Origin of the sequence: Luteimonas sp. TWI662 (assembly GCF_039673825.1) — a bacterium.
In the GTDB taxonomy this organism is placed as follows: domain Bacteria; phylum Pseudomonadota; class Gammaproteobacteria; order Xanthomonadales; family Xanthomonadaceae; genus Luteimonas.
Map to the genome: position 1 here is coordinate 72514 of NZ_JBDJMI010000010.1, position 17341 is coordinate 89854.

Below are 17341 nucleotides of genomic sequence, written 5' to 3' on the forward strand. Positions count from 1 at the left end.
GTTCAGTCGGGGGTGTGGAAAGGTTCGGCGGCATCGCTGGGCTCGTGCTGCGGCTCGGGCTCGCTCGCCGGCTGGGCATCTGCCACGCCCGGCTCGTGCTGGCCTGCCAGCCAGTCGCCGATGCGGGCGAGCTGGCGCGTGGGCACGGCGAACTGCGCGCTGCCGACCTGCAGGCAAGGCGTGGGGGTGTCGGTGCGCACGCGCGTATCGGCGCTCGCGGTGCTGTGCACCAGCGCGGTCGGCGCGCCGGTCAGCGACAGCGTGGCGACGAACTCGCCTGCGGCGTTCGTGCGGCGCAGGGCCAGCGTGAACGGGCGGAAGGCGACGTTGATCAAGGGCTCTTTCATGCTGCGGTCTTCTCCAGGGTGTCGAACAGGTCGGGCATGGCCTTCTCGCGCTCTGCGGCCTGCAGGTAGCGGATTCCGTCCATGAAGTAGGAGGTGTTGAGCTCCGAGGCGCGGCCGCGGCGCCCGAGCTTCAGCGCGCGAACCGGGACGGTGAACAGGCCGCCGAATGGGTCGAACACTTCGTCGCCCTCGTTCGAGTAGCGGACGATCAGGCGGTCGACGATGTCGAACTGCAGGGGGCAGATGTGGTTCTCGAGCCCGCGCCGCGTCTGCTCGCCGTTGAGCGTCAGCATCCGGTTGACGTCGTGCCATACGTCGGGGTGGTGGCTGCCGGGTGCGAGCGACATGAAGGTCGACGGCAGTGCGCCGCGCGCCTCGAGCGCTTTGCCGATCCGGACGTGCGTCTCGTAGTCGTAGACCTCTCCCAGGCTGTAGGCCGTGTAGAGCTTGGCGAGCTGATCGGGCCCCAGCTGGGCGAGTTCGTCGGCGGTCAGCTGCCGGCGTCCGCTGCTACGCCAGAACGCGTGCGCGTCGACCTGCCACTGCGCGCGCGTGTAGTCGGCCTTCTCCTTGCGGACGGGCATGTCCGCGTAGCCGCGGCTGCGGTCGGTCTGCGGCTTGTGCAGCAGCACGACGTACTCGGGCGAGCCAACGCCCATCTTCGTGGCGTCCTTGCACTGCTCAGACCAGCCCAGGCGGTAGGTCTGGTTGTTCTCGCGCACAACGTCGGTGACGATCGTGATCAAGCCCATGTAATCGAAGCCGTGCGCGCGGTAGTGCTGGATCGCTTCGCAGTGGAAGGGGCTCACCGTCGGCACGCCGGCACCGGTGACGTTACCGAACTGGATGCGGTCCTTGACGTGGATGGCTGCGATCCGGCCGGGCTGCAGGATCCGGAGGAGCTCCGGCGTCAGGTAATCCATCTGCGCCCAGAAATGGGCGTTGTCGTCGGTATGCCCGAAGTCGTTATAGGAGGGGCTGTACTCATAGTGGTTCGCGAATGGGATCGAGGTCACGATCAACCCGACGCTGTTCTCCGGCATCGCCTTCGTCTCGGCGACGCAGTCGTTGTTGGCGACCACCCATCCATCGCCGCGCGCCTCGATCCGCTCGACGCCGATCGAGCGCTGCAGGACCTGCGCCATGGCGGCCTCGCTGAGGCCGTACTCCTTGATGATGTCGCTCATGCGTGCTCGCATCTCCGTGTCTCGGGCCCATTTCTCCTCAAGGCTGGCCAGCACCTCGCGTTCGGATTCGGCGTAGACGATCCAGATCTCGACAGGGTGGGGCTGTAGGAACCGCTGGATGCGGTAGATGGCCTGGATGAAGTCGTTGAACTTGTGGCCGATGCCGGCGAACACCGCGCGGTGGCAGTGCCGCTGGAAGTTGCAACCGCTGCCGGCGATGACCGGCTTGGCCGAGAGGATCCGGATGCGGCCCTGGCTGAAATCGACGACCGCCTGCTCGCGCTCGTCGAGGTCCTGTTCGCCGTAGATGCTGACCGCCTCAGGCACGGCCGCCTGGATCGCGTGGCGCTCCGCCTCGAGGTCGTGCCAGATCAGCCAGTGCGATTCGGGATGCTGATCGAGGATCCCGCGCACCGCGGCGACGCGCGACGGGAGCGTGTCGCGCTTCTCGCGGGCAGCATCCACAACACCGGTCGCCGCGTCGCGGAACAGCTTGTGCTGGCCGTCGCGCTCGACTCCGGCGCCGCCGTGGTCCACCGGCACCTCGACGCGGTGCACCTTGAGCTCGGGCAGGTCATAGCCGTCGTCGCTGTAGCCCAGGTCGGACGGCCGCTGCAGGAACAGTGCCCAGGAGGCCACCCAGAGCCAGAACTCGCGCTCCTTGTGCGGGTACAGCTGGAGGTTGCCGGCCTTGCTGCTGTCGCGCTTGAACCAGCGCGTGAGCGCCTGGCCAGTGTCCATGACGCCCAGGTAGCCGGCGTAGTGGATCAGCTCCTTGTAGCGGTTCGGCGAGGGCGTCGCGGTGGCGACGAAGCGGTACCGGACCGGCTCGAACAGCGGCAGGAACTCTTGGTAGGTCTTCGAGCCAAACGAGCGCAACACCGAGGCCTCATCGAGGCTTGCGGCGGTGAACACGGACGGATCGAGCTTGCCGTCCCGGACCGACTCGTAGTTCGTCAGGTGGATGCCCTCGAACGACGGATCGACGTCGGACGTCGAGCGGACGAAGCGGACCGCCGGCGCGCGCCGAGGATCCTGCTCGAGCCAGGCGCCCAGCTGCGCGCGCTGGACATCGGTGATGCGGGGGTTGATGCCGGTGCGCAGCAGCTCGGCATCTGCGGCGAACTCCTGGCGCACGCCCAGCGGCAGGACCAAGCCGACGGCGCCGCCGGCGTGCGCGCGCGCCAGCCTCAGGATCTCGATCTGCTGCACCGACTTGCCCAGGCCGAAGGCCTCGAACAGCGCGCGCCGGCCGCCGGCGCAGGCCCAGCGGACCGCGTCCGGCTGGTGGCGGCTCAGGATCGGATTGATGTCCGACGGATCGACGTCGAAACCCAGCTGCGGCGCAACCCGGACCTTGCCTTGCAGGAACTCGTGGTAGTCGGGCCGTGTCATGCGGATGCCACCAGCACCGCGACGACGACACCGGCCAGTGTGGCGAGCGTCCACGTGATCTGCTCTGCACGCTCGGCGACGAGCATCGATGCGCCGCGGGCGAGCAGCCAGTCGCCGAACACGATGGACAGGGCCGCAGACAGCACGATCCAGGCCAGCAGGCCCAGCCCGGTCAGGCCGAGGACGACGATGGGGTCCGTCATGGCGCACCGCCGACGCGGCGCAGCGCAGCCTCGGCCGCGTCCGCGACCTCCTCAGCCAGTGCCGCTTCGCAGTTTCCGTGCTGGTAGGAGCGCAGCGCATGCATGGATGCCGCCAGCGTCCGGCGCAGCAGCACGAACGTGGCGTCGACCTCGGCCAGTGCGTGAGCCTGGGAGCCCTCAGCGGCCTCAATGTCGGCGCCGGCGCGCTCGAGCACCCCGGATACGTCGAGAATCCTCATGGCCGGCACTCCGTGGCGTCGACGGCGCCCAGGAGCGCCCAGAGCGCGGCGCCCGTGATGATGCCCAGCCAAAACACAGCACGGCGGCTCATAACTGCGCTCCGCTGGCCCGCTCCAGGGCGGCGTCGATCATTCGGATCGTCAGGTGCTCGGCGATGTCGGCATCCGACTCGAACATGTCGGGGGCTGCCGCGCGGAGCGCGCTTGCCAATACGCCGCGGGTAGAGGACAGGGCGTTGCGCATGTCCCGCGCCGCGGCAATCAGCTCGGCATTGTGATGGTCAGCAGTGGCGGCCTCCGCCCAAGCGGTGTCGAAGATGACCGCGCCGTCCAGCCCAAACACCCGATGGCGATGGACCGTTTCCACACTCCAGCGCTCGGCGGTCGCGATGGCATCAGAGCGATTCGAGCGGTTCATTCCGCCGCGCCAGCGCGCGCCATCCCACGCCTCGATGTTGTAGACGCCCGGCTGGTGGATCGGCCCCATCTGCAGCGCGGCGCTCATCGACCCGACTCCACGAACGCGAGGTCGCCCAGGACGCACTGCGCCCGCGCCGCCGCGGACGCGGGGAGGATCACGGAGGCGCGGACGCAGGCGAGGGGGACCGGGTAGCTGCCGTTCTCGATCGCGTCCACGGCATCCAGCGCGCGCTGCCAGCGAGTCGGGTCGATGCCGGCGGAGACCGTGCGCGTCAAAGCGACGCCGCAGTCGGGCGTGTGGCCGAGCTCGTTGAAGTGGTTGAGCGCGGCGCGCGCTGCGACCGCGGCCTGGGCGTAGTCGTCGGTGCGCACAGCGCCGTAGACGACGACCGCCGCACAGATCCGGCGCTCAGCGAGGACCAGGGTCGCCGGCGCGCCGGTGTCGTCGATCACCTCGGCGACGGGGGGCGCGGCCTCGCCAGGGGCGCACGCGACGATGGCCGCCGCGATGGCGCAGTAGACGGCGGCGAAGGCCAGCGCGGTGCGGCGCTGGCTGCGGCGGTATGCGGTCGGTTGAGACATGGACGGCCTCCGTATCAGGAGGGCGCCGGCGGCTCACCACAGGGGGGGAGGTGAACCGCCGGTCGCCTTCGCTGGCCCCCGGCTGCTGCCGTTGTCGTGGGGCGTCGAGGCATAGAGTTACCAAAAGGTAACCGTCTGTCAATACCAAAAGGTAACCGGATTTCGCGGTGTGTCCCGGGCAGTGCCGCAAGCGGCTGCCAGAGGGGCCGTCAGGGCTTCAGTCTCGGCCCACTTGCGGCCAGGCGCGGCTATCTACAGGCCAGCGCCGCCTCGCTCGCACGTTGGTAGCCGCGGCCGTCATAGATCTGGCGCACTTCCACATGCGCGCCGGTGCTCGTCTGAGACACGCGCACTGTAACGAGCACCTGTGCGCCCACAACAGTCAGCACTGAGGCGTCGCCGTCTTGGATAGTGTTGACCCGTGGCCACACGGTAGCGATCTTCGGCGAGATGCAGCCGAGGAACTCGTCCACGCTGCGGGTTGTGTCGAACGCCTGCACTGGTGGTTTCGCCATGATCTGGCTGTACGTGGATTGCATCACGCAACCGGGCAGGGCAAGCGCGCACAGGATCGCGGCGTAGGTCTTCATGGCATTCCCTTGAGCATGGATCAGGAGGCAGGCAGACAGTCTGGCAGGCTCGCACCGGTTTCCGCCGCGTCCACATAGCCGTGCATGCGGTCGAGGAGGTCGTCGAGTTGTGGATCCGAGAGGTCGGACAAGTAGCCAACGCCCTTGGTCATCAGGAAATGGCGAACCGCGATCTGCCAGTTGTGCGCGTTCGCGATGTGCATGATCTCGTGCACCTTCCTGGCACGTGGAGAAAAATCCACCTCTCCGACCGATGTCCAGTTTGTGAGGTCTTCGGGTCGCGGCTCGTGTCGTGGTTCGCTCCGCGGCTCAGGCGCGCTTTCGCGGCCTACGAGCTGCAGATTCGGTGACAGTCCCATCTTTCGGTGCGCGCGCAGCGCTACCAACTGGGCGAGCTTTTCCATCTCCTGATCCAGGTTCATCCCGTCTCGTTGCCTCCATCCGTTCCCGTTGAGCCATCGCTGTGAGCAAGGCCTGGGCGAACACTTCAGGATCGCGCTCGATAACCAGGTCCTGATCATGGGCGAGCCGGAGGGCCCGCTTCGCCAGCAAGATGGCGGCACGGATGATCTCGGCATCAAGTCTCGCGGCGTGAGACATCATCGCAGGATCGTCCAAGGCGGCAACGAGGTAACCAGTAGGCATGCCCGCCGCGCTTTCGAGTTCTGCAGCCTTCTTCTCACCGAACGATTTCTGGCCGGTTTGGAGGTTGCTCACCTCAGTGGGATTCAGCTGGACACCGCGGGCCGCGGCGGCGGCGACGAAGTCTTTCCGACTGCCGGCATGCTGGTCGCGGATCCAGGCTTTGAGCCGGGCGCGGCGAGCTGCAACGAGAGGGGTGTCGGATGCGGACATCGCGGAATGGTCGCCCGCGCGCATGCCGGTTACCAAAAGGTATTGACTGTCAGTTACCAAAAGGTATCCTCCTCGCATGGATACCCTCCGCAACTTCCTCGCCACCATGCCCCCGGACGGCCAAGCCGCCTACGCGCAGCGTGCAGGCACCACGATCGGCTACCTCCGCAAAGCCCTGAGCAAGGGGCAGCGGTTCGACGGTGCGCTCGCGCGCCGCCTGGATGAGCAAAGCGACGGCGCCGTATCGCGCCACGAACTGCGTCCCGACATCTTCGGCGAGATCAGCGACGACCCGGATGCCAACCGCATCGGGCCGCCCGTGGAGGTGGCCTGATGCGGGCCGCATCAGAACTGGCCCTGCAGCCATTCCGCGAAGCGGGGCATTGCTTGCAGCCCGGCGTCCAGCGCGCGCTCCGTGAGCTGGCCCAGCGCGACCGCTGGCGTCGCCTTCAGCTGGTCGATCAGGCGGGTCTTCACTGTGTCCGGCTCGTCAGATTCGCGCACCCGGGCGATCAGCAGATCCCGCACGGTGTCGGAGTGCAGCTTGACGGTGACGGTGCCGAGGATCGCGCCGAGTCCACCGTCGTCAGCGAGGAAGTCGATTCCTTTCGCGCTGATCTTCGGGTGAGCGACGCGGGGAATGCCGTCAAAAACGCGCACTTCACAATCGACCAAACGGTGCTCGGCCAAGTAGCAAAGGTTCACCGCAGCTGTGCGGTCATCGGTGAAGTCGCGAAATGCCATAGGCGACAAAGGCGCCGGATAGCTCGCTTGCAGGCGCTCCAGCAGCGCGCGCTGCACGTCTCGGTTCAAAAGCTCGGCCATCTATTTCTCTCCCCTTTTTGCGGCCGCGTGCCGGCCGACGCCCTGCAGCGCCTGGCAGACCTGGGGCTCGGCTCCGGCCATCAGCACCGCCACCACGTCGCCGGCGCCCCGGCGTGCGCTATGAGTCCGATCGTGGAGTCTTTCCGGCGGCTAGCCAAACTCGTCGGAGGTAGTGTTCCGAAAACCTCGTCACTGCGCGATGCACAGCCTGGCTGCCCTCGATGCTCGCATTCTGATCGAAGCCCTCGCCCATCAGCTGATGCGTCTGTGTGCTCAGCATGTGCTCGAAGAGATCGGCGACCAGCTCCGGCATCGGGTGCGTCGCGATGAGTGTGTCGAGAAGCACATCCACGACGAACGCCCGTCCGCTCAGCTCGAGCAATGTCGCTGTGAGTCGTTCCACCCGGTCTTCCATGTCCATGCCGGTCTCCGGTGCAGGTGAGGTTGGGTCGCACCTCCGAGCCTACACCGGGCCGGCACCCGATCATCGGCAGCCAGAGCAGAGCGACAACGTCGCCGGCGCCCCCGCGCGCGCTGTAGCGCCGCAGGGCGGTGAGGGTCAGTCCTTCGATCTCGGGCAAAGCGTCCATGGCGCCCACGATCACGCATCCGAGGCATCATGCCAATGACGCACGAACGTCAGTACCGCGAGCCACGCGCCGCGGCGATCTTCCGCTACACGACCGACGCGGTCCGCAACAGTCGGCACACCGACGCCTCGTTCGCGAGCGCTGTGGCCGAGACATACATGGCCCAGGTCGCGCCCGAGGAGCGGACCACCCAGTTCCACGTGGGGACTGACGCCGACAGCATCGCCAAGGCGGAAAAAGCCAACGCGAAGCTGATCGAGCGGTTCCGCAACGGGACAGTCAAGTTGCCCGCCGACCTCGAAGAGGCGTGGGTGGAGTCTCTCCCGGAACCCTGGCGGCTGGACTGCGCGCGCGCGCTGGCGCGCCGCTACGGGTTCATCGGCGCCCGTGCCCCGGACACAGGGATTGCCGGCCAGCTTCTGTGCACGGCCCGCGTCGCGATCGAGTTCGGCCAGGCGCTGCAGGCGATCGCCGAGATCAACTCGGACGGCGTGGTCGATGCGCAGGACCTCCCGCGAATCCGACGCGCACTGGCTGAGTACCGTGCCCTGGGCGCTGAGGTGGTCACCCAAAAGGCGACGCTGCAGGCCGAGCTCGACCGACTTGAGGCCGAGATCCGGCGGGGCCCGCTTGGAGTCGTCGCATGAGGCTGCACGCGGACAAGGCCAGTGCATCCCGCGAGCTGCTTGAGGTGGCGCGCTGGCTCTACGACGTGGTGCCGGAGCACGCCCGCCCGGAACTGTGCGCGCGCGTGCCAGCGTGCCGTGTCATCGACACGGTCCGTCAACTGCGCACGCCGGTCAGCCCGGCCCACCTAGTCGCGCGGCTGGATTGCAGCCGAGCAACGGCTTTCCGCCTCGTTGCGCTCCTTGAGGAACTCGGCGAGAGCGTGCGCCGTTTCGCGCCGGCAGCGCGCCGCGGGAGGTCTTCATGAGCATCGCTGCAACGAAATGGGCGCTCCAGCAGCAGGTCGGCGATCCGGGCACAAAGCTCGTGCTCGTCGCCATGGCGCAGCTGCTTAACAAGGAGAACCGCTGCTATCCCGGCGCTGCATACCTGGCCCAGGTCACTGAGCAGAGCGTCGGCAAGGTCCACAACGATCTCACGGCGCTGACCGAGCTCAAGTTGCTCGGCGACACCGGGCTGCGCGCGGGGCCGCGCCGGCGCGGGATCGTATGGCAACTGGCGGTGGCCGGCCCTGTCACCCATTACGAGCTTCGGCTATGAGCACGATCGTGATGTCGGCCTGCTGGCCGCTGCAGGGCATGAGCGTTGCCCAGAAGATGGTGCTGATCTCGCTCGCGGACCAAGCGAACGACGACGGTGTCTGCTGGCCTGGAATCAAGTCGATCGGCAAGCGCGCCGCGCTGTCCGAGCGCGCCGTGCAGGAAGCGCTGGTGTGGCTCGAGGCGGTCGGTCTGATCACCAAGCGGTATCGGGCCAACGCCAGCACCAGCTACACCGTCACCCCGGACGCGTTCGACATTTCGAAGGCGCCCGCGCCGCGCGCCCGCAGGAGTGCAGGTGCCAAGGCCAGCAAGGCGACCGGTGCAGATGGCGCACCCCCCGCAGATGGCGCACCCGGTGCAGATGACGCACCACCCCCCGCAGATGGCGCACCGGGTGGTGCAGATGGCGCACCTCCAGGGGTGCAGATGGCGCACCCAAACCGTCAGATAACCATCACTGAACCGTCAGGAGAACCGTCATTTGCGACGGGCCTGCCGGCCGCCGCGGCGCCGACGGAAGACGAGATTCAGGCAGCGTGCCGCGCCACCTGGGCCAGCTACGCCTCGGCGTACCAGCGGCGCTACGGCGCAGCGCCAGTCCGTAACGCCAAGGTCAACCGGCACGTCCGCGACCTGGTCAAGCGGCTGGGCCGGCATGAGGCCGCGCCGGTTGCCGCATGGTTCCTGGCGCACGTCACCGAGCGGCAGGTGGTGCAGGGCATGCACGACCTCGGCCTGCTGCTGGCGCGCGCTGAGGGCTACCGGACCCTATGGGCGACCGGCCGGACCATGACCGAGACCCAGGCGCGCCAGGCCGACCGGACCCAGTCCAACGCCAGCGCAGCCGACCAGGCGGTCGAGATTCTGATGGCCAGGAGGTCGGCACATGCAGGCTGACGAGATGCGCCGCGCGGTCCAGGCGCTGGTCGTGACGGCGGAAGTCATCGGCGATGAAATGCGGCCGCACGTCGCGGCGTTGATGGTCGAGGATCTGTCGGTTTACCCGCTGCCGGTGGTCGAGCGCGCGCTGGCCGCATGCCGTCGCGAGCTCAAGGGCCGGCTTTCGCTGGCGGCGATCCTCGAGCGCATCGAGGACGGTCACCCGGCGCCGAACGAGGCGTGGGCCCTGGCCCTGCGAGCGGCCGACGAGCGCAAGACCGTGGTCTGGACGACCGAGATCAGCAGCGCCTGGGCGGCTTGCCGGCCGCTGGTCGACGCCGGCGACCGGATAGCCGCGCGGATGGCATTCCTCGAGGTCTACACCCGGCTGCTCAAGGATGCGCGCGCGGCCCGGCGGATGGGCGTCTGCGCCGTCTCCCTGGGCCACGACCCCGCTGACCGCACTGCAGTGCTGCAGCAAGCCGTCGAACGTGGGCAACTGGCGCACGAGCAGGTCGCCGAGCATCTGCAACTCGCGGCGCCGGCGCCAGCGTTCGACGCCGTCGCGTTGCTGGCCGGTCGCGTGGAGCCATCCCCCAACGCGACAGACCGAGCGCGCGCGCACCTCGAGCGACTGCGCGCCGAGCTTTTCCCGACGGGAGCGCATGCATGAGCTACCTGTTCGAGGGGCGCGAGTTCCGCACGCTGCAGGACATCGGCGAGGCCTTTCCTGCCTACCGAAGCCGAGGCTGCACCGAACTCATTCGCGACGGGGCCACGACGATCGCGGCGCTGGAACGGCGCATTGCGGAACGCGACGATGCCGCGCGCCGTAGTGTCCGCGCCCACGCGCGCCGCCTGGGCTGCGCGACCTATTCGGCCGCCCGTAAGTTCCGGAGCGCACCATGAGCGACGATCTGCGCGAGTACCGGCGCGAGCTGGCGCTGTACTGCATCACCCGGGAGACCAGGCCGGTCAGCGCGGCCGACCTGGCTGAGACGATGGGCACCCTGGCGATGCGCGAGGGCCACCCCAAGGCGTGCTTCGCGCGTCTCGACGGCGTCGAGGTCGCCGGCATCCTGCGCGCGCTGCGTAACACCGGCCACGTCCGCAGCGCGGGCGCGGTGCACTCGTCGGCTCAGGGGCGGGAGGTGCCGGTGTGGCTCAAGGCCGACGGCCAAGAGCGATCCCCGATGCCGCTGCCGCCCGATGACGAGCCGGCGGCATCGCGGGCACCATCGCCGGCGGCCGGGGCGCTCGACGACCGCACCGAGGCGATGCTGGCGGTCGGTGACATGACGGCCGCGTTCTACGCCCAGCAGCGCGCCGAGCGTGAGGCCTTTGAGCGGGAGCAACTGCGCAAGCACATGGAGTTCACCGCGCGCGCCCGCGACACGCTGGTGCGGGCCGGCGTTGAGGTGCCCACCGCATGAGCAAGGCGCCCCGATCCCTCCGGTACTCGAGCACCGCCACGATGCCCGCCGGCATGCGCGCGCTGCACGATCGTCAGCATGGCTACCGACCGGCCGTGCCGGCGGCGGCCACGCGCGAGCCGAGGAACAAGTACGGCGCCGTGCCCACCGTGGTCGACGGGATCCGGTTCGATAGCAAGCGCGAGGCGACCTACTACCAGCGGCTCAAGCTGCGCGTGCAGTCCGGCGAGGTCATCTACTTCCTGCGCCAGACGCCGGTGCATCTGCCGGGCGGCACCAAGTTGGTTGTGGACTTCGTGGAGTTCCTGGCCGATGGCCGCGTGCGCTATGTCGACGTCAAGGGGCGCGAGACGCCCGTGTTCCGGCTCAAGCGGCGCGAGGTCGAGCACCACTACCCGATCAGGATCGAGCTCGAATGATCCGGGAGCTCTTCGAGCCGATGTCGCCGGCCGACGCCAAGCGCGCCCGGGAGCTGCAGGATCGGTACCCGGTCGAGCTGCGTCCGAACCCTGGCTACGAGTACCAGCCGCCCTACGAGACTGTCGTCGATGGCGTGCTGTGCGTCTCGATCGACGCCGGTGCGGCGTCGCTGGGCGTGCCGCTCAATAAGGCGAGGGGAGGGCGCGGCCGTGGCTGACGTGCACACATCCATGCCGCGCCGCGTGCTCGAGGCCATCCGTCGGTGCCAGCCGATCAGGGTGTCTGCGGTGGTGCGCTTCCTCGCGCAGGGCGACTTGAGCGCCGCGCGCGAGGTGCGCCGCGCGCTGCGCAAGCTGCTCGACGACCAGCGCGTTGAGGTCGTCCCTGGTTCCGGTCCTCGGGAGCGCCGCGTCCTGCGTGTGGCACCGCCCCATGCGACGCCAGTCGCGCCGCCGGCAGCCCCCGTCGCGAGCGCCAACAGAGTCGTCCCGCGGCAAATCGAGGTCGGGCCGTACCGGCCGCCCATGCCGCGCGACATCCCGCGCAATCGCATCCCGCCGCCGGCTCTGCACCCCGCATGGCCGGCCATCCACACCACCGCGGTCCTCGGACCGCGCCTCACCTGCTCAGGGGCACACCATGGCTGACGGAAGCCGCCAGATCGAATTCAACATCCCGCGCACCATGGCGGTCTCCGCGCTCCGGAATGGCGAGATCGTGGTGGACCTGTTCGCCGGCGGCGGCGGCGCCAGCACCGCGCTGGAGCAGGCGCTCGGCCGACCGGTCGACATCGCGATCAACCACAACCCGTGGGCGGTCAGCCTGCACGCCGCGAATCACCCGATGACCCGCCACATGTGCGAGGACGTTTGGGAAGCGGACCCGCGCCGCGAGACGGCAGGCCGGCCGGTCGGCTGGTTGCATGCCTCTCCGGATTGCACGCATTTCAGCCAGGCCAAGGGTGGCCAGCCGCGGAACGGCAAGGTGCGCGCCTTGTCCTGGGTTGTGCCGAAGTGGGCGGGTACCGTTCGGCCGCGCATCATCAGCCTGGAAAACGTGCACCAGATCCAGAAGTGGGGCCCGCTGGTCGCCAAGCGCTGCAGCGAGACCGGTCGTGTCGTGACCCTGGACCTCGTCCCGGAGGTCGATCCCGTCACCGGCGGCACGCGCATGGTCAACCGTGTGGCCGACCGCGGCGAGCGGGTACCGGTGCAGAATCAGTACCTGATCCCGGACAAGCGGCGCGAGGGACGGACCTGGCGCCGTTTTTGCAGGGTCATGCGTGGTCTCGGCTACGTGGGCGAGGCGAAGCGCTTGCGGGCGTGCGATTACGGTGCCGGCACGAGCCGCGAGCGGCAGGACGAGGTCGAGCTGTACGCCGCTCTGCGGCTCGCCGCGGCGGACTACCGCGACGCCGACGGTAACCGGGGGAATGGCTACTGGGGCGGCGCCGCCGTCGTTACGGGCCTGCTGCATGGGCTGGGAATCAACGAGAAACGGGGCTATTACCTGCTTATGAAGTGGACCTCAAAGGGGTGGATCGACTACGGAAAGTGGGCGTGGGGCGGCTGGTTCACGGACGAGGCGCCACAGGAGCTATCCCGATGACGTCGCCAGCGATGCAGCGCGTGCTGGCACCGCACACGGACGAGCGCGATCCGCTCGAGCTGGTGGCCCGCATGCTGGTCCCGGGCGGCTACCGCGTGCCGGTGGAGGGGCGGAGCTCACGGCCGACCCTTCAGCCCGGCGACGTTGCCGCCGCGGTGGCGCTGATGCGCGACCCGCTGCAACGCGAGGCCGCGATCGCCGTGGCGACTCGAGCGGAGCGGGGCGACCTGTTCCGGGTCATGGCCCGTGCGTACCGTGCTGTCGTGCGAGAGGTACTAATGCAGCGCCCAGCGCCGCTGGACCTGCAGGCGCCGGCCGACCGCTGGCGCCTGCGCCTGGTGACCTATGACGCCGTGCAGGACCTGGTCTGGCCGGAGCGGCGCGGCTCCTTCACCGCGCAGGCGCGCCAGGCGAAGATGCGGCGCACGAGCTACGTCGAGGTCTACCGGTGCGCCACGCACGTGCTGCAGCAGGCGCTGGATGGTGCACGCCGGGACTTCCGACGTCGGCTGTTCGATCAGGCTGGGTTTCCCGACGAACGGTAGCTCGTTGTATTGACAGCGTAGCGCAGTCATGGGATAGTATCTCCACGGTCAGGCAATGACCGCCGGGCGCACCGCCGAATCAGGTGCCAATCGCCAAGGAGATCCACCATGAGCAAGATCAACCCGGAGTGGGTCCGCTACAACAACCTCTTCAACGAGGGTTACGCGGACAGCTACAACCCGCACCCCAAGCACATCGCCGTCGCCCCGGCAGCCGTCGCCCTCGGCGCGACCGCCCCCGCAGGCAAGGTGTACCGCGACAGCCGCGGCATGCAGATCGACCCGGTTGCACTGATCGCCGAGGCCGAGGACCGCTTTCCCTTCATCACCGACGCGTTTGCCCGCAAGCTGGTCGAGCAGTCGATTGCCCACTACCGCAAGATGCTGGAGGCCTGAGCCATGACGACCAAGACGATCACGACCGCCGACGAAGCCGGCATCCGCGAGTGGCTCAACTGCACCACCGCATCGGTCGATGCAGGTGGCGATGTCTGGGTCGAGAGGCCGATGACTGGCCACTGGCTCAACGAGGACCGCAAGGCCGAGTACGTCGACTGGCGAGATGGACAGTGAGCCGCGCAGGCCGCAGCCGACTGACCGTGGAGGCGCCGGGCAACCCCGACATCTACATGCTGCCGTCAGGCGCGCCGTCGCGCTGGGAGGTCATCGGCACGGTCACTGACGCGGATGGCACGGGCGCGCTGATCCGCAACAAGTCGACCGGCGTCTACTGCCGGTACAACGCGGGCGCGATCCGCTCGTTGGTACAGCGCAAGGTCCAGGCGGCGATCGATGCTGCCGAATGACCTGATCGCCGGCCCATACCAGCCGCCTGCGTGTCACGTGGGCGATTGGCTTGACGACGAGATCGAGGGCCGCACCGAGGTCGGCGGTTGGACGGATGCGCCGCTCCCTTGGCCACGCAGGCGCAAGGCCGGTCGTCCGTCGCTGATCCTGACTGCGGAGCTGGCGCGCGCGGTGCGCACGGAGTCGGTGGCTGCGGTCTGCCACTGGTGGGGAGTGGGCGCGACCAAAGTCTGGCAGTGGCGCAAGGCACTCGGCGTCGACACGACCGATGGCAGTCAGCGCATCGCTCGGCGAGGCGTGCCGCCCGAGGGCGCCGCCAAGGGGCGTTCGCGCGCCGCAGAGCCTGGCGCGCGGGCAAGGATGGCGGATGCCAAGCGCGGCAACCCGGTGCCGCCACAGACGCGCGCCGGGCTCCTACGTGCCGCCAAGGCGCCCAAGCCGCCCGGGTGGGGCGAGCGCGCAAACCGATGGATGCAAGATGGCAAGCAACGAGACGATTGAGACCCCCATCTCCCGCTGGCGCGCCCGCATGGGGCTGTCGCAGCGCGCAGCGGCCGTCGCTCTGGGCTTAGCCCTCACGAGCTATCAGGACCAGGAGCGCGGAACGAACCGCGCAACCGGCCAACCAATCCGCACGCCCCGGGCGCTTCTGCTCGCGTGTGCGGCCGTGGAGCAAGACCTCTCCCCCATTCCTTAGGCTGCAAGCATAAAGGCGACTGAGGTGCAACTGAGGAAGGGAAAACCCACCTCAGTCGCGCCTCAGTTGCATGGGACCGATCTTGCCCGCCTAATTGCTATCGTGGCGGCGAGTTTCGATAACGCGCCGCCAGCAGCTCCAGCAGCTCCAGCAGCGTAGAGAAGCCGGCCAATCTCGCGTGGCTCATAACCACGAGGTCGCCCGTTCGAATCGGGCCGCTGCTACCACACACCCCACGATGAAGCCTGCCCCGGGCAACCGGGAATCCAGCGGCGGCACTCGGCCGTTCGGTAGAGCATAGAGGGCTAGGCCCGGCAGTTCACGCTGCCGGGCCTTTTTGTTTCCACGGATCGCGGCACCCCCACCGCGCGCTGCATCGGCCCCGTCGACGAGACGCTGCCGCAGCGCTCGCCGGCGTGCGCGCTGGCTGAGCAGGTCCAGCGCGCGGCAGTGGGCGAGGGTGGCGATCCACCACATTGGTACGCCCTGGCCAGCGGCCGGGCGTTTGCATTTGAGGCCCCAGGATGAGCATCGACCGCGCCCGCCAGATCAACGACAACGCGGTGACGCCAGCGCTTGCGCTGCTGTCCGTGCGGATGGATTCGCCGGCGGCGCGTGTGATGCTTCTCGCCATCTGCGGGCAGGAGGCCGACTTTCGGCACCGCAGGCAGATCCTCGCCGGCGGGGCGCCGGGCCCGGCCAAGAGCTTGTGGCAAGGCGAACGCGGCGGCGGGATGGTGCATGGCGTGCGGGGGCACGTCGCGACCCAGGCGTATGCGGCCGCCCTTTACCGGGCGCGCGGCGTGGAGCCGACGCTGGATGCGATCTGGAACGCGATCGAGGTCGACGACGTGCTCGCCGCCGGCCTGGCGCGCCTGCTGCTGTGGAGCGATCCGCGCGCGCTGCCAGCCGTGAGCGACGTGCAGGCGGCGTGGGAGCTGTACCTGCGCACGTGGCGCCCGGGCGCGTACACGGGCGGCACGCCGGCCGAGCGCAAGCGGTTGCGCGAGAAATGGGCGGGATACCACCGGACTGCGCGCGAGGCGCTCGGCGTGTGAACGACTCCGGCCTGCAACTGCTGAAAGCTGCGGTCGGCGGCGCAGCCGCGGTCGGCGCCATGCCCGCGGCGATGGAGGCCGCGCATCGCGCTGAGAGGATCATCGCGGGCGTGCCTGAGTCCGTGCTGCTGTGCGCGATCGTCGGGGTGCTCGTCGGCGTGCTGCTGCTGCCCGAGCGCGAAGCCGACCGCGTCACGCCGGATGCCAGCCTCAATGGCTCCGTCGCTCGCGCGCGCCAGATGGCGCTGCGCTTGATCGCGCTCGGCGTGCTGCTGCTGGCGTATGCGTTTGTGGCCGCGTGGGTCGTGTCCCTGCTGCCGTACCTGATGCCGTCGCTCGCAGGCGCCCCGCAGCTGCCGCTGGCCGGTATCTCAGGCGTCGTCGTGCGGCGTCTGCTGCCGTTCTACCTGCAGTTCGTGGAGCGCGGCACCAAGCCCGGAGCACCGAAGCCATGACCACCCTGGTGCGGCTGATCGCCGCCGTCTGGAACCTGATCGTCGGCGCGGCCGCCGACTTGGCCAACTGGCTGCGCAGGCCGGGGAGCAAGCTGAAGGCGGTGTGCGCGGTCCTGGCAGCGTTCGCGCTGTTCTCGGCAATCAACAGCTACACGCGCGGCGTGCGGATCGCCAGCCTGCAGCAGCGCATCGTCGTGATCCAAGGCGAGTGCGAGACGCGGGTCGGCGCGCTGCAGGGCGACATCGACGAGCGCGACGCACGACTGGCCGAGATCGCGACCGCGCTGCGCGAGGAGGCTGACAAGCTCGAGCTGCTGCGCGCCGAGTCGGCTGCGGCGCTGGGCCAGTTGGCCGACGAACTGGATGCGGCAGAGCGTGACGCTGCTGTCTGGCACCAGCGCTACGAGTCGCGGCCGGACACCTGCCAGGCCGCGCTCGAGCTGCTCGACTCCGCATGCCCCAGCCTGGGAGGCTACTGATGCGCGCGCTGCTCCCGATCCTGCTGCTGGTGCTGATCGCCGGTTGCCGCCGCGACGACGTGCGCGAGCCCGCGCCGGCGCCCGAGGTCATCCGCGTGCCGGTCGCGACTTACGTGCCGATCCCCGACGAGATGACGGCGGCGTGCCGGTGGACGCGCGAGGCTCCGCCCTCGGAGGTGTTCGACGTGGCCGAGGGCCGGCGCCGCTGCCTGGTGCGGTACGAGTCGCAGTTCCGGGCTATCAAGGGCGTGCAGGGCCGGCCCATGCCCCAGGAACAGGCACCGTGAGCAGCGACGCGCGCGTCTCTCTGACGCTTGGCCCGGGTCAGCGCATCGCCGGCCTGCGCGAGTTCAAGGCACCCGAGCCGGTTGGCCTGCTCGTGCTGGTGGATGGCTTCCAAGTGCAGGCGCACAGCAAGCCGAACTGGTGGCAGCGGTGGGCGATGCGTCTGGTGTTCGGCTGGAAGTGGAGCGATCTATGAGCCGGCTCGTGGTCGTG

Annotated in this window: 33 protein-coding genes and 1 tRNA gene; 23 read left to right on the plus strand and 11 right to left on the minus strand. The window is 68.9% G+C overall.

The genetic code is table 11. The features are described from left to right. Window positions 1-2: 2 nt before the first annotated feature. The 9 genes from ABE488_RS09035 to ABE488_RS09075 all read right to left on the minus strand — a co-directional run bounded on the left by ABE488_RS09035 (window position 3) and on the right by ABE488_RS09075 (window position 5818). Entirely contained in the window at window positions 3-347 is a 345-nt protein-coding gene (locus ABE488_RS09035; protein ID WP_346447944.1) for a hypothetical protein, read from the minus strand. Beyond that, complete coding sequence (locus ABE488_RS09040; protein ID WP_346447945.1) at window positions 344-2929, minus strand: DNA methyltransferase; 2586 nt, start codon at window positions 2927-2929, stop codon at window positions 344-346. Before ABE488_RS09040 ends, ABE488_RS09035 begins: the two co-directional genes overlap by 4 nt. Next, a complete protein-coding gene (locus tag ABE488_RS09045; RefSeq protein WP_346447946.1) occupies window positions 2926-3132 on the minus strand; it encodes a hypothetical protein in 207 nt (68 codons plus the stop codon). Before ABE488_RS09045 ends, ABE488_RS09040 begins: the two co-directional genes overlap by 4 nt. Beyond that, complete coding sequence (locus ABE488_RS09050) at window positions 3129-3371, minus strand: hypothetical protein (RefSeq protein ID WP_346447948.1); 243 nt, start codon at window positions 3369-3371, stop codon at window positions 3129-3131. The genes ABE488_RS09045 and ABE488_RS09050 overlap by 4 nt, the downstream gene beginning before the upstream one ends. Before the next feature lie 88 nt (window positions 3372-3459). Further along, complete coding sequence (locus tag ABE488_RS09055; protein ID WP_346447950.1) at window positions 3460-3876, minus strand: hypothetical protein; 417 nt, start codon at window positions 3874-3876, stop codon at window positions 3460-3462. Beyond that, window positions 3873-4373, minus strand: a complete 501-nt coding sequence (locus ABE488_RS09060) for a hypothetical protein (protein ID WP_346447951.1) — start codon at window positions 4371-4373, stop codon at window positions 3873-3875. Before ABE488_RS09060 ends, ABE488_RS09055 begins: the two co-directional genes overlap by 4 nt. Window positions 4374-4621: 248 nt before the next feature. Continuing rightward, window positions 4622-4963, minus strand: coding sequence for a hypothetical protein (locus tag ABE488_RS09065; protein WP_346447952.1), 342 nt, complete (start codon window positions 4961-4963; stop codon window positions 4622-4624). A 20-nt stretch (window positions 4964-4983) separates the two neighbouring features. Further along, window positions 4984-5166: a hypothetical protein gene (locus ABE488_RS09070; RefSeq protein WP_346447953.1), complete on the minus strand. Its 183-nt coding sequence runs from the start codon at window positions 5164-5166 to the stop codon at window positions 4984-4986. A gap of 106 nt (window positions 5167-5272) precedes the next feature. After that, entirely contained in the window at window positions 5273-5818 is a 546-nt protein-coding gene (locus ABE488_RS09075; protein ID WP_346447954.1) for a hypothetical protein, read from the minus strand. A 76-nt stretch (window positions 5819-5894) separates the two neighbouring features. Between ABE488_RS09075 and ABE488_RS09080 the strand changes: the two genes are divergently transcribed. After that, entirely contained in the window at window positions 5895-6152 is a 258-nt protein-coding gene (locus ABE488_RS09080; protein WP_346447955.1) for a hypothetical protein, read from the plus strand. Between the two features lie 11 nt (window positions 6153-6163). Here ABE488_RS09080 and ABE488_RS09085 read toward each other — a convergent pair whose 3' ends face one another. Together ABE488_RS09085 and ABE488_RS09090 are read right to left on the minus strand one after the other, a co-directional pair. Next, a complete protein-coding gene (locus tag ABE488_RS09085; RefSeq protein WP_346447956.1) occupies window positions 6164-6643 on the minus strand; it encodes a hypothetical protein in 480 nt (159 codons plus the stop codon). A 118-nt stretch (window positions 6644-6761) separates the two neighbouring features. Beyond that, window positions 6762-7064 (minus strand): hypothetical protein, encoded by a 303-nt coding sequence (locus ABE488_RS09090; protein WP_346447957.1) that lies wholly within the window; start codon window positions 7062-7064, stop codon window positions 6762-6764. Between the two features lie 204 nt (window positions 7065-7268). On the opposite strand from ABE488_RS09090, the gene ABE488_RS09095 reads away from it, so the two are divergent. From ABE488_RS09095 to ABE488_RS09200, 22 genes are all read left to right on the plus strand, one after another. Beyond that, window positions 7269-7880, plus strand: coding sequence for a hypothetical protein (locus ABE488_RS09095; protein ID WP_346447958.1), 612 nt, complete (start codon window positions 7269-7271; stop codon window positions 7878-7880). After that, on the plus strand, window positions 7877-8167 hold the full coding sequence (locus tag ABE488_RS09100; RefSeq protein ID WP_346447960.1) for a helix-turn-helix domain-containing protein: 291 nt from the start codon (window positions 7877-7879) through the stop codon (window positions 8165-8167). The genes ABE488_RS09095 and ABE488_RS09100 overlap by 4 nt, the downstream gene beginning before the upstream one ends. Then, the gene (locus ABE488_RS09105; protein ID WP_346447962.1) at window positions 8164-8460 is read left to right on the plus strand and encodes a helix-turn-helix domain-containing protein; all 297 of its coding nucleotides are present in this window, start codon (window positions 8164-8166) and stop codon (window positions 8458-8460) included. Before ABE488_RS09100 ends, ABE488_RS09105 begins: the two co-directional genes overlap by 4 nt. Further along, window positions 8457-9359, plus strand: a complete 903-nt coding sequence (locus ABE488_RS09110; protein WP_346447964.1) for a helix-turn-helix domain-containing protein — start codon at window positions 8457-8459, stop codon at window positions 9357-9359. The genes ABE488_RS09105 and ABE488_RS09110 overlap by 4 nt, the downstream gene beginning before the upstream one ends. Beyond that, window positions 9349-10014 carry a hypothetical protein gene (locus ABE488_RS09115; RefSeq protein WP_346447965.1) on the plus strand — a complete coding sequence of 222 codons (666 nt, stop codon included), beginning with the start codon at window positions 9349-9351 and terminating at the stop codon, window positions 10012-10014. The genes ABE488_RS09110 and ABE488_RS09115 overlap by 11 nt, the downstream gene beginning before the upstream one ends. Next, the gene (locus ABE488_RS09120) at window positions 10011-10250 is read left to right on the plus strand and encodes a hypothetical protein (protein ID WP_346447967.1); all 240 of its coding nucleotides are present in this window, start codon (window positions 10011-10013) and stop codon (window positions 10248-10250) included. The genes ABE488_RS09115 and ABE488_RS09120 overlap by 4 nt, the downstream gene beginning before the upstream one ends. Then, complete coding sequence (locus tag ABE488_RS09125; RefSeq protein ID WP_346447968.1) at window positions 10247-10774, plus strand: hypothetical protein; 528 nt, start codon at window positions 10247-10249, stop codon at window positions 10772-10774. The genes ABE488_RS09120 and ABE488_RS09125 overlap by 4 nt, the downstream gene beginning before the upstream one ends. Beyond that, on the plus strand, window positions 10771-11193 hold the full coding sequence (locus ABE488_RS09130; protein ID WP_346447969.1) for a DUF1064 domain-containing protein: 423 nt from the start codon (window positions 10771-10773) through the stop codon (window positions 11191-11193). The genes ABE488_RS09125 and ABE488_RS09130 overlap by 4 nt, the downstream gene beginning before the upstream one ends. Continuing rightward, on the plus strand, window positions 11190-11411 hold the full coding sequence (locus ABE488_RS09135; RefSeq protein ID WP_346447971.1) for a hypothetical protein: 222 nt from the start codon (window positions 11190-11192) through the stop codon (window positions 11409-11411). Before ABE488_RS09130 ends, ABE488_RS09135 begins: the two co-directional genes overlap by 4 nt. Continuing rightward, entirely contained in the window at window positions 11404-11841 is a 438-nt protein-coding gene (locus ABE488_RS09140; protein ID WP_346447972.1) for a hypothetical protein, read from the plus strand. The genes ABE488_RS09135 and ABE488_RS09140 overlap by 8 nt, the downstream gene beginning before the upstream one ends. Further along, window positions 11834-12802, plus strand: coding sequence for a DNA cytosine methyltransferase (locus ABE488_RS09145; protein ID WP_346447973.1), 969 nt, complete (start codon window positions 11834-11836; stop codon window positions 12800-12802). The genes ABE488_RS09140 and ABE488_RS09145 overlap by 8 nt, the downstream gene beginning before the upstream one ends. After that, complete coding sequence (locus ABE488_RS09150; protein ID WP_346447975.1) at window positions 12799-13347, plus strand: hypothetical protein; 549 nt, start codon at window positions 12799-12801, stop codon at window positions 13345-13347. The genes ABE488_RS09145 and ABE488_RS09150 overlap by 4 nt, the downstream gene beginning before the upstream one ends. 108 nt (window positions 13348-13455) lie before the next feature. Beyond that, window positions 13456-13743, plus strand: coding sequence for a hypothetical protein (locus ABE488_RS09155; RefSeq protein ID WP_346447977.1), 288 nt, complete (start codon window positions 13456-13458; stop codon window positions 13741-13743). Between the two features lie 3 nt (window positions 13744-13746). Then, on the plus strand, window positions 13747-13920 hold the full coding sequence (locus tag ABE488_RS09160; protein ID WP_346447978.1) for a hypothetical protein: 174 nt from the start codon (window positions 13747-13749) through the stop codon (window positions 13918-13920). Beyond that, entirely contained in the window at window positions 13917-14153 is a 237-nt protein-coding gene (locus ABE488_RS09165) for a hypothetical protein (protein ID WP_346447980.1), read from the plus strand. The genes ABE488_RS09160 and ABE488_RS09165 overlap by 4 nt, the downstream gene beginning before the upstream one ends. After that, window positions 14140-14655 carry a hypothetical protein gene (locus tag ABE488_RS09170; protein ID WP_346447982.1) on the plus strand — a complete coding sequence of 172 codons (516 nt, stop codon included), beginning with the start codon at window positions 14140-14142 and terminating at the stop codon, window positions 14653-14655. The genes ABE488_RS09165 and ABE488_RS09170 overlap by 14 nt, the downstream gene beginning before the upstream one ends. Before the next feature lie 345 nt (window positions 14656-15000). Next, window positions 15001-15078 (plus strand) — tRNA-Met (locus ABE488_RS09175). A 297-nt stretch (window positions 15079-15375) separates the two neighbouring features. Next, window positions 15376-15909 (plus strand): hypothetical protein, encoded by a 534-nt coding sequence (locus ABE488_RS09180; protein ID WP_346447983.1) that lies wholly within the window; start codon window positions 15376-15378, stop codon window positions 15907-15909. Further along, window positions 15906-16364: a hypothetical protein gene (locus tag ABE488_RS09185; RefSeq protein ID WP_346447985.1), complete on the plus strand. Its 459-nt coding sequence runs from the start codon at window positions 15906-15908 to the stop codon at window positions 16362-16364. Before ABE488_RS09180 ends, ABE488_RS09185 begins: the two co-directional genes overlap by 4 nt. Beyond that, a complete protein-coding gene (locus ABE488_RS09190; RefSeq protein WP_346447987.1) occupies window positions 16361-16843 on the plus strand; it encodes a hypothetical protein in 483 nt (160 codons plus the stop codon). Before ABE488_RS09185 ends, ABE488_RS09190 begins: the two co-directional genes overlap by 4 nt. Then, window positions 16843-17130, plus strand: a complete 288-nt coding sequence (locus ABE488_RS09195; protein ID WP_346447988.1) for a hypothetical protein — start codon at window positions 16843-16845, stop codon at window positions 17128-17130. Before ABE488_RS09190 ends, ABE488_RS09195 begins: the two co-directional genes overlap by 1 nt. Next, window positions 17127-17324, plus strand: a complete 198-nt coding sequence (locus ABE488_RS09200; RefSeq protein WP_346447990.1) for a hypothetical protein — start codon at window positions 17127-17129, stop codon at window positions 17322-17324. The genes ABE488_RS09195 and ABE488_RS09200 overlap by 4 nt, the downstream gene beginning before the upstream one ends. The last annotated feature ends 17 nt before the right edge of the window (window positions 17325-17341 follow it).

Coding starts and splice junctions, on each gene's coding strand:
- ABE488_RS09190 (WP_346447987.1), top strand. CDS start 16,361: ATGACCACCCTGGTGCGGCTGATCGCCGCCGTCTGGAACCTGATCGTC.
- ABE488_RS09130 (WP_346447969.1), top strand. CDS start 10,771: ATGAGCAAGGCGCCCCGATCCCTCCGGTACTCGAGCACCGCCACGATG.
- ABE488_RS09160 (WP_346447978.1), top strand. CDS start 13,747: ATGACGACCAAGACGATCACGACCGCCGACGAAGCCGGCATCCGCGAG.
- ABE488_RS09170 (WP_346447982.1), top strand. CDS start 14,140: ATGCTGCCGAATGACCTGATCGCCGGCCCATACCAGCCGCCTGCGTGT.
- ABE488_RS09195 (WP_346447988.1), top strand. CDS start 16,843: ATGCGCGCGCTGCTCCCGATCCTGCTGCTGGTGCTGATCGCCGGTTGC.
- ABE488_RS09050 (WP_346447948.1), bottom strand. CDS start 3,371: ATGAGGATTCTCGACGTATCCGGGGTGCTCGAGCGCGCCGGCGCCGAC.
- ABE488_RS09090 (WP_346447957.1), bottom strand. CDS start 7,064: ATGGACATGGAAGACCGGGTGGAACGACTCACAGCGACATTGCTCGAG.
- ABE488_RS09145 (WP_346447973.1), top strand. CDS start 11,834: ATGGCTGACGGAAGCCGCCAGATCGAATTCAACATCCCGCGCACCATG.
- ABE488_RS09135 (WP_346447971.1), top strand. CDS start 11,190: ATGATCCGGGAGCTCTTCGAGCCGATGTCGCCGGCCGACGCCAAGCGC.
- ABE488_RS09065 (WP_346447952.1), bottom strand. CDS start 4,963: ATGAAGACCTACGCCGCGATCCTGTGCGCGCTTGCCCTGCCCGGTTGC.
- ABE488_RS09105 (WP_346447962.1), top strand. CDS start 8,164: ATGAGCATCGCTGCAACGAAATGGGCGCTCCAGCAGCAGGTCGGCGAT.
- ABE488_RS09075 (WP_346447954.1), bottom strand. CDS start 5,818: ATGTCCGCATCCGACACCCCTCTCGTTGCAGCTCGCCGCGCCCGGCTC.
- ABE488_RS09040 (WP_346447945.1), bottom strand. CDS start 2,929: ATGACACGGCCCGACTACCACGAGTTCCTGCAAGGCAAGGTCCGGGTT.
- ABE488_RS09035 (WP_346447944.1), bottom strand. CDS start 347: ATGAAAGAGCCCTTGATCAACGTCGCCTTCCGCCCGTTCACGCTGGCC.
- ABE488_RS09110 (WP_346447964.1), top strand. CDS start 8,457: ATGAGCACGATCGTGATGTCGGCCTGCTGGCCGCTGCAGGGCATGAGC.
- ABE488_RS09100 (WP_346447960.1), top strand. CDS start 7,877: ATGAGGCTGCACGCGGACAAGGCCAGTGCATCCCGCGAGCTGCTTGAG.
- ABE488_RS09095 (WP_346447958.1), top strand. CDS start 7,269: ATGACGCACGAACGTCAGTACCGCGAGCCACGCGCCGCGGCGATCTTC.
- ABE488_RS09060 (WP_346447951.1), bottom strand. CDS start 4,373: ATGTCTCAACCGACCGCATACCGCCGCAGCCAGCGCCGCACCGCGCTG.
- ABE488_RS09070 (WP_346447953.1), bottom strand. CDS start 5,166: ATGCACATCGCGAACGCGCACAACTGGCAGATCGCGGTTCGCCATTTC.
- ABE488_RS09125 (WP_346447968.1), top strand. CDS start 10,247: ATGAGCGACGATCTGCGCGAGTACCGGCGCGAGCTGGCGCTGTACTGC.
- ABE488_RS09115 (WP_346447965.1), top strand. CDS start 9,349: ATGCAGGCTGACGAGATGCGCCGCGCGGTCCAGGCGCTGGTCGTGACG.
- ABE488_RS09150 (WP_346447975.1), top strand. CDS start 12,799: ATGACGTCGCCAGCGATGCAGCGCGTGCTGGCACCGCACACGGACGAG.
- ABE488_RS09055 (WP_346447950.1), bottom strand. CDS start 3,876: ATGAGCGCCGCGCTGCAGATGGGGCCGATCCACCAGCCGGGCGTCTAC.
- ABE488_RS09180 (WP_346447983.1), top strand. CDS start 15,376: ATGAGCATCGACCGCGCCCGCCAGATCAACGACAACGCGGTGACGCCA.
- ABE488_RS09080 (WP_346447955.1), top strand. CDS start 5,895: ATGGATACCCTCCGCAACTTCCTCGCCACCATGCCCCCGGACGGCCAA.
- ABE488_RS09045 (WP_346447946.1), bottom strand. CDS start 3,132: ATGACGGACCCCATCGTCGTCCTCGGCCTGACCGGGCTGGGCCTGCTG.
- ABE488_RS09120 (WP_346447967.1), top strand. CDS start 10,011: ATGAGCTACCTGTTCGAGGGGCGCGAGTTCCGCACGCTGCAGGACATC.
- ABE488_RS09085 (WP_346447956.1), bottom strand. CDS start 6,643: ATGGCCGAGCTTTTGAACCGAGACGTGCAGCGCGCGCTGCTGGAGCGC.
- ABE488_RS09155 (WP_346447977.1), top strand. CDS start 13,456: ATGAGCAAGATCAACCCGGAGTGGGTCCGCTACAACAACCTCTTCAAC.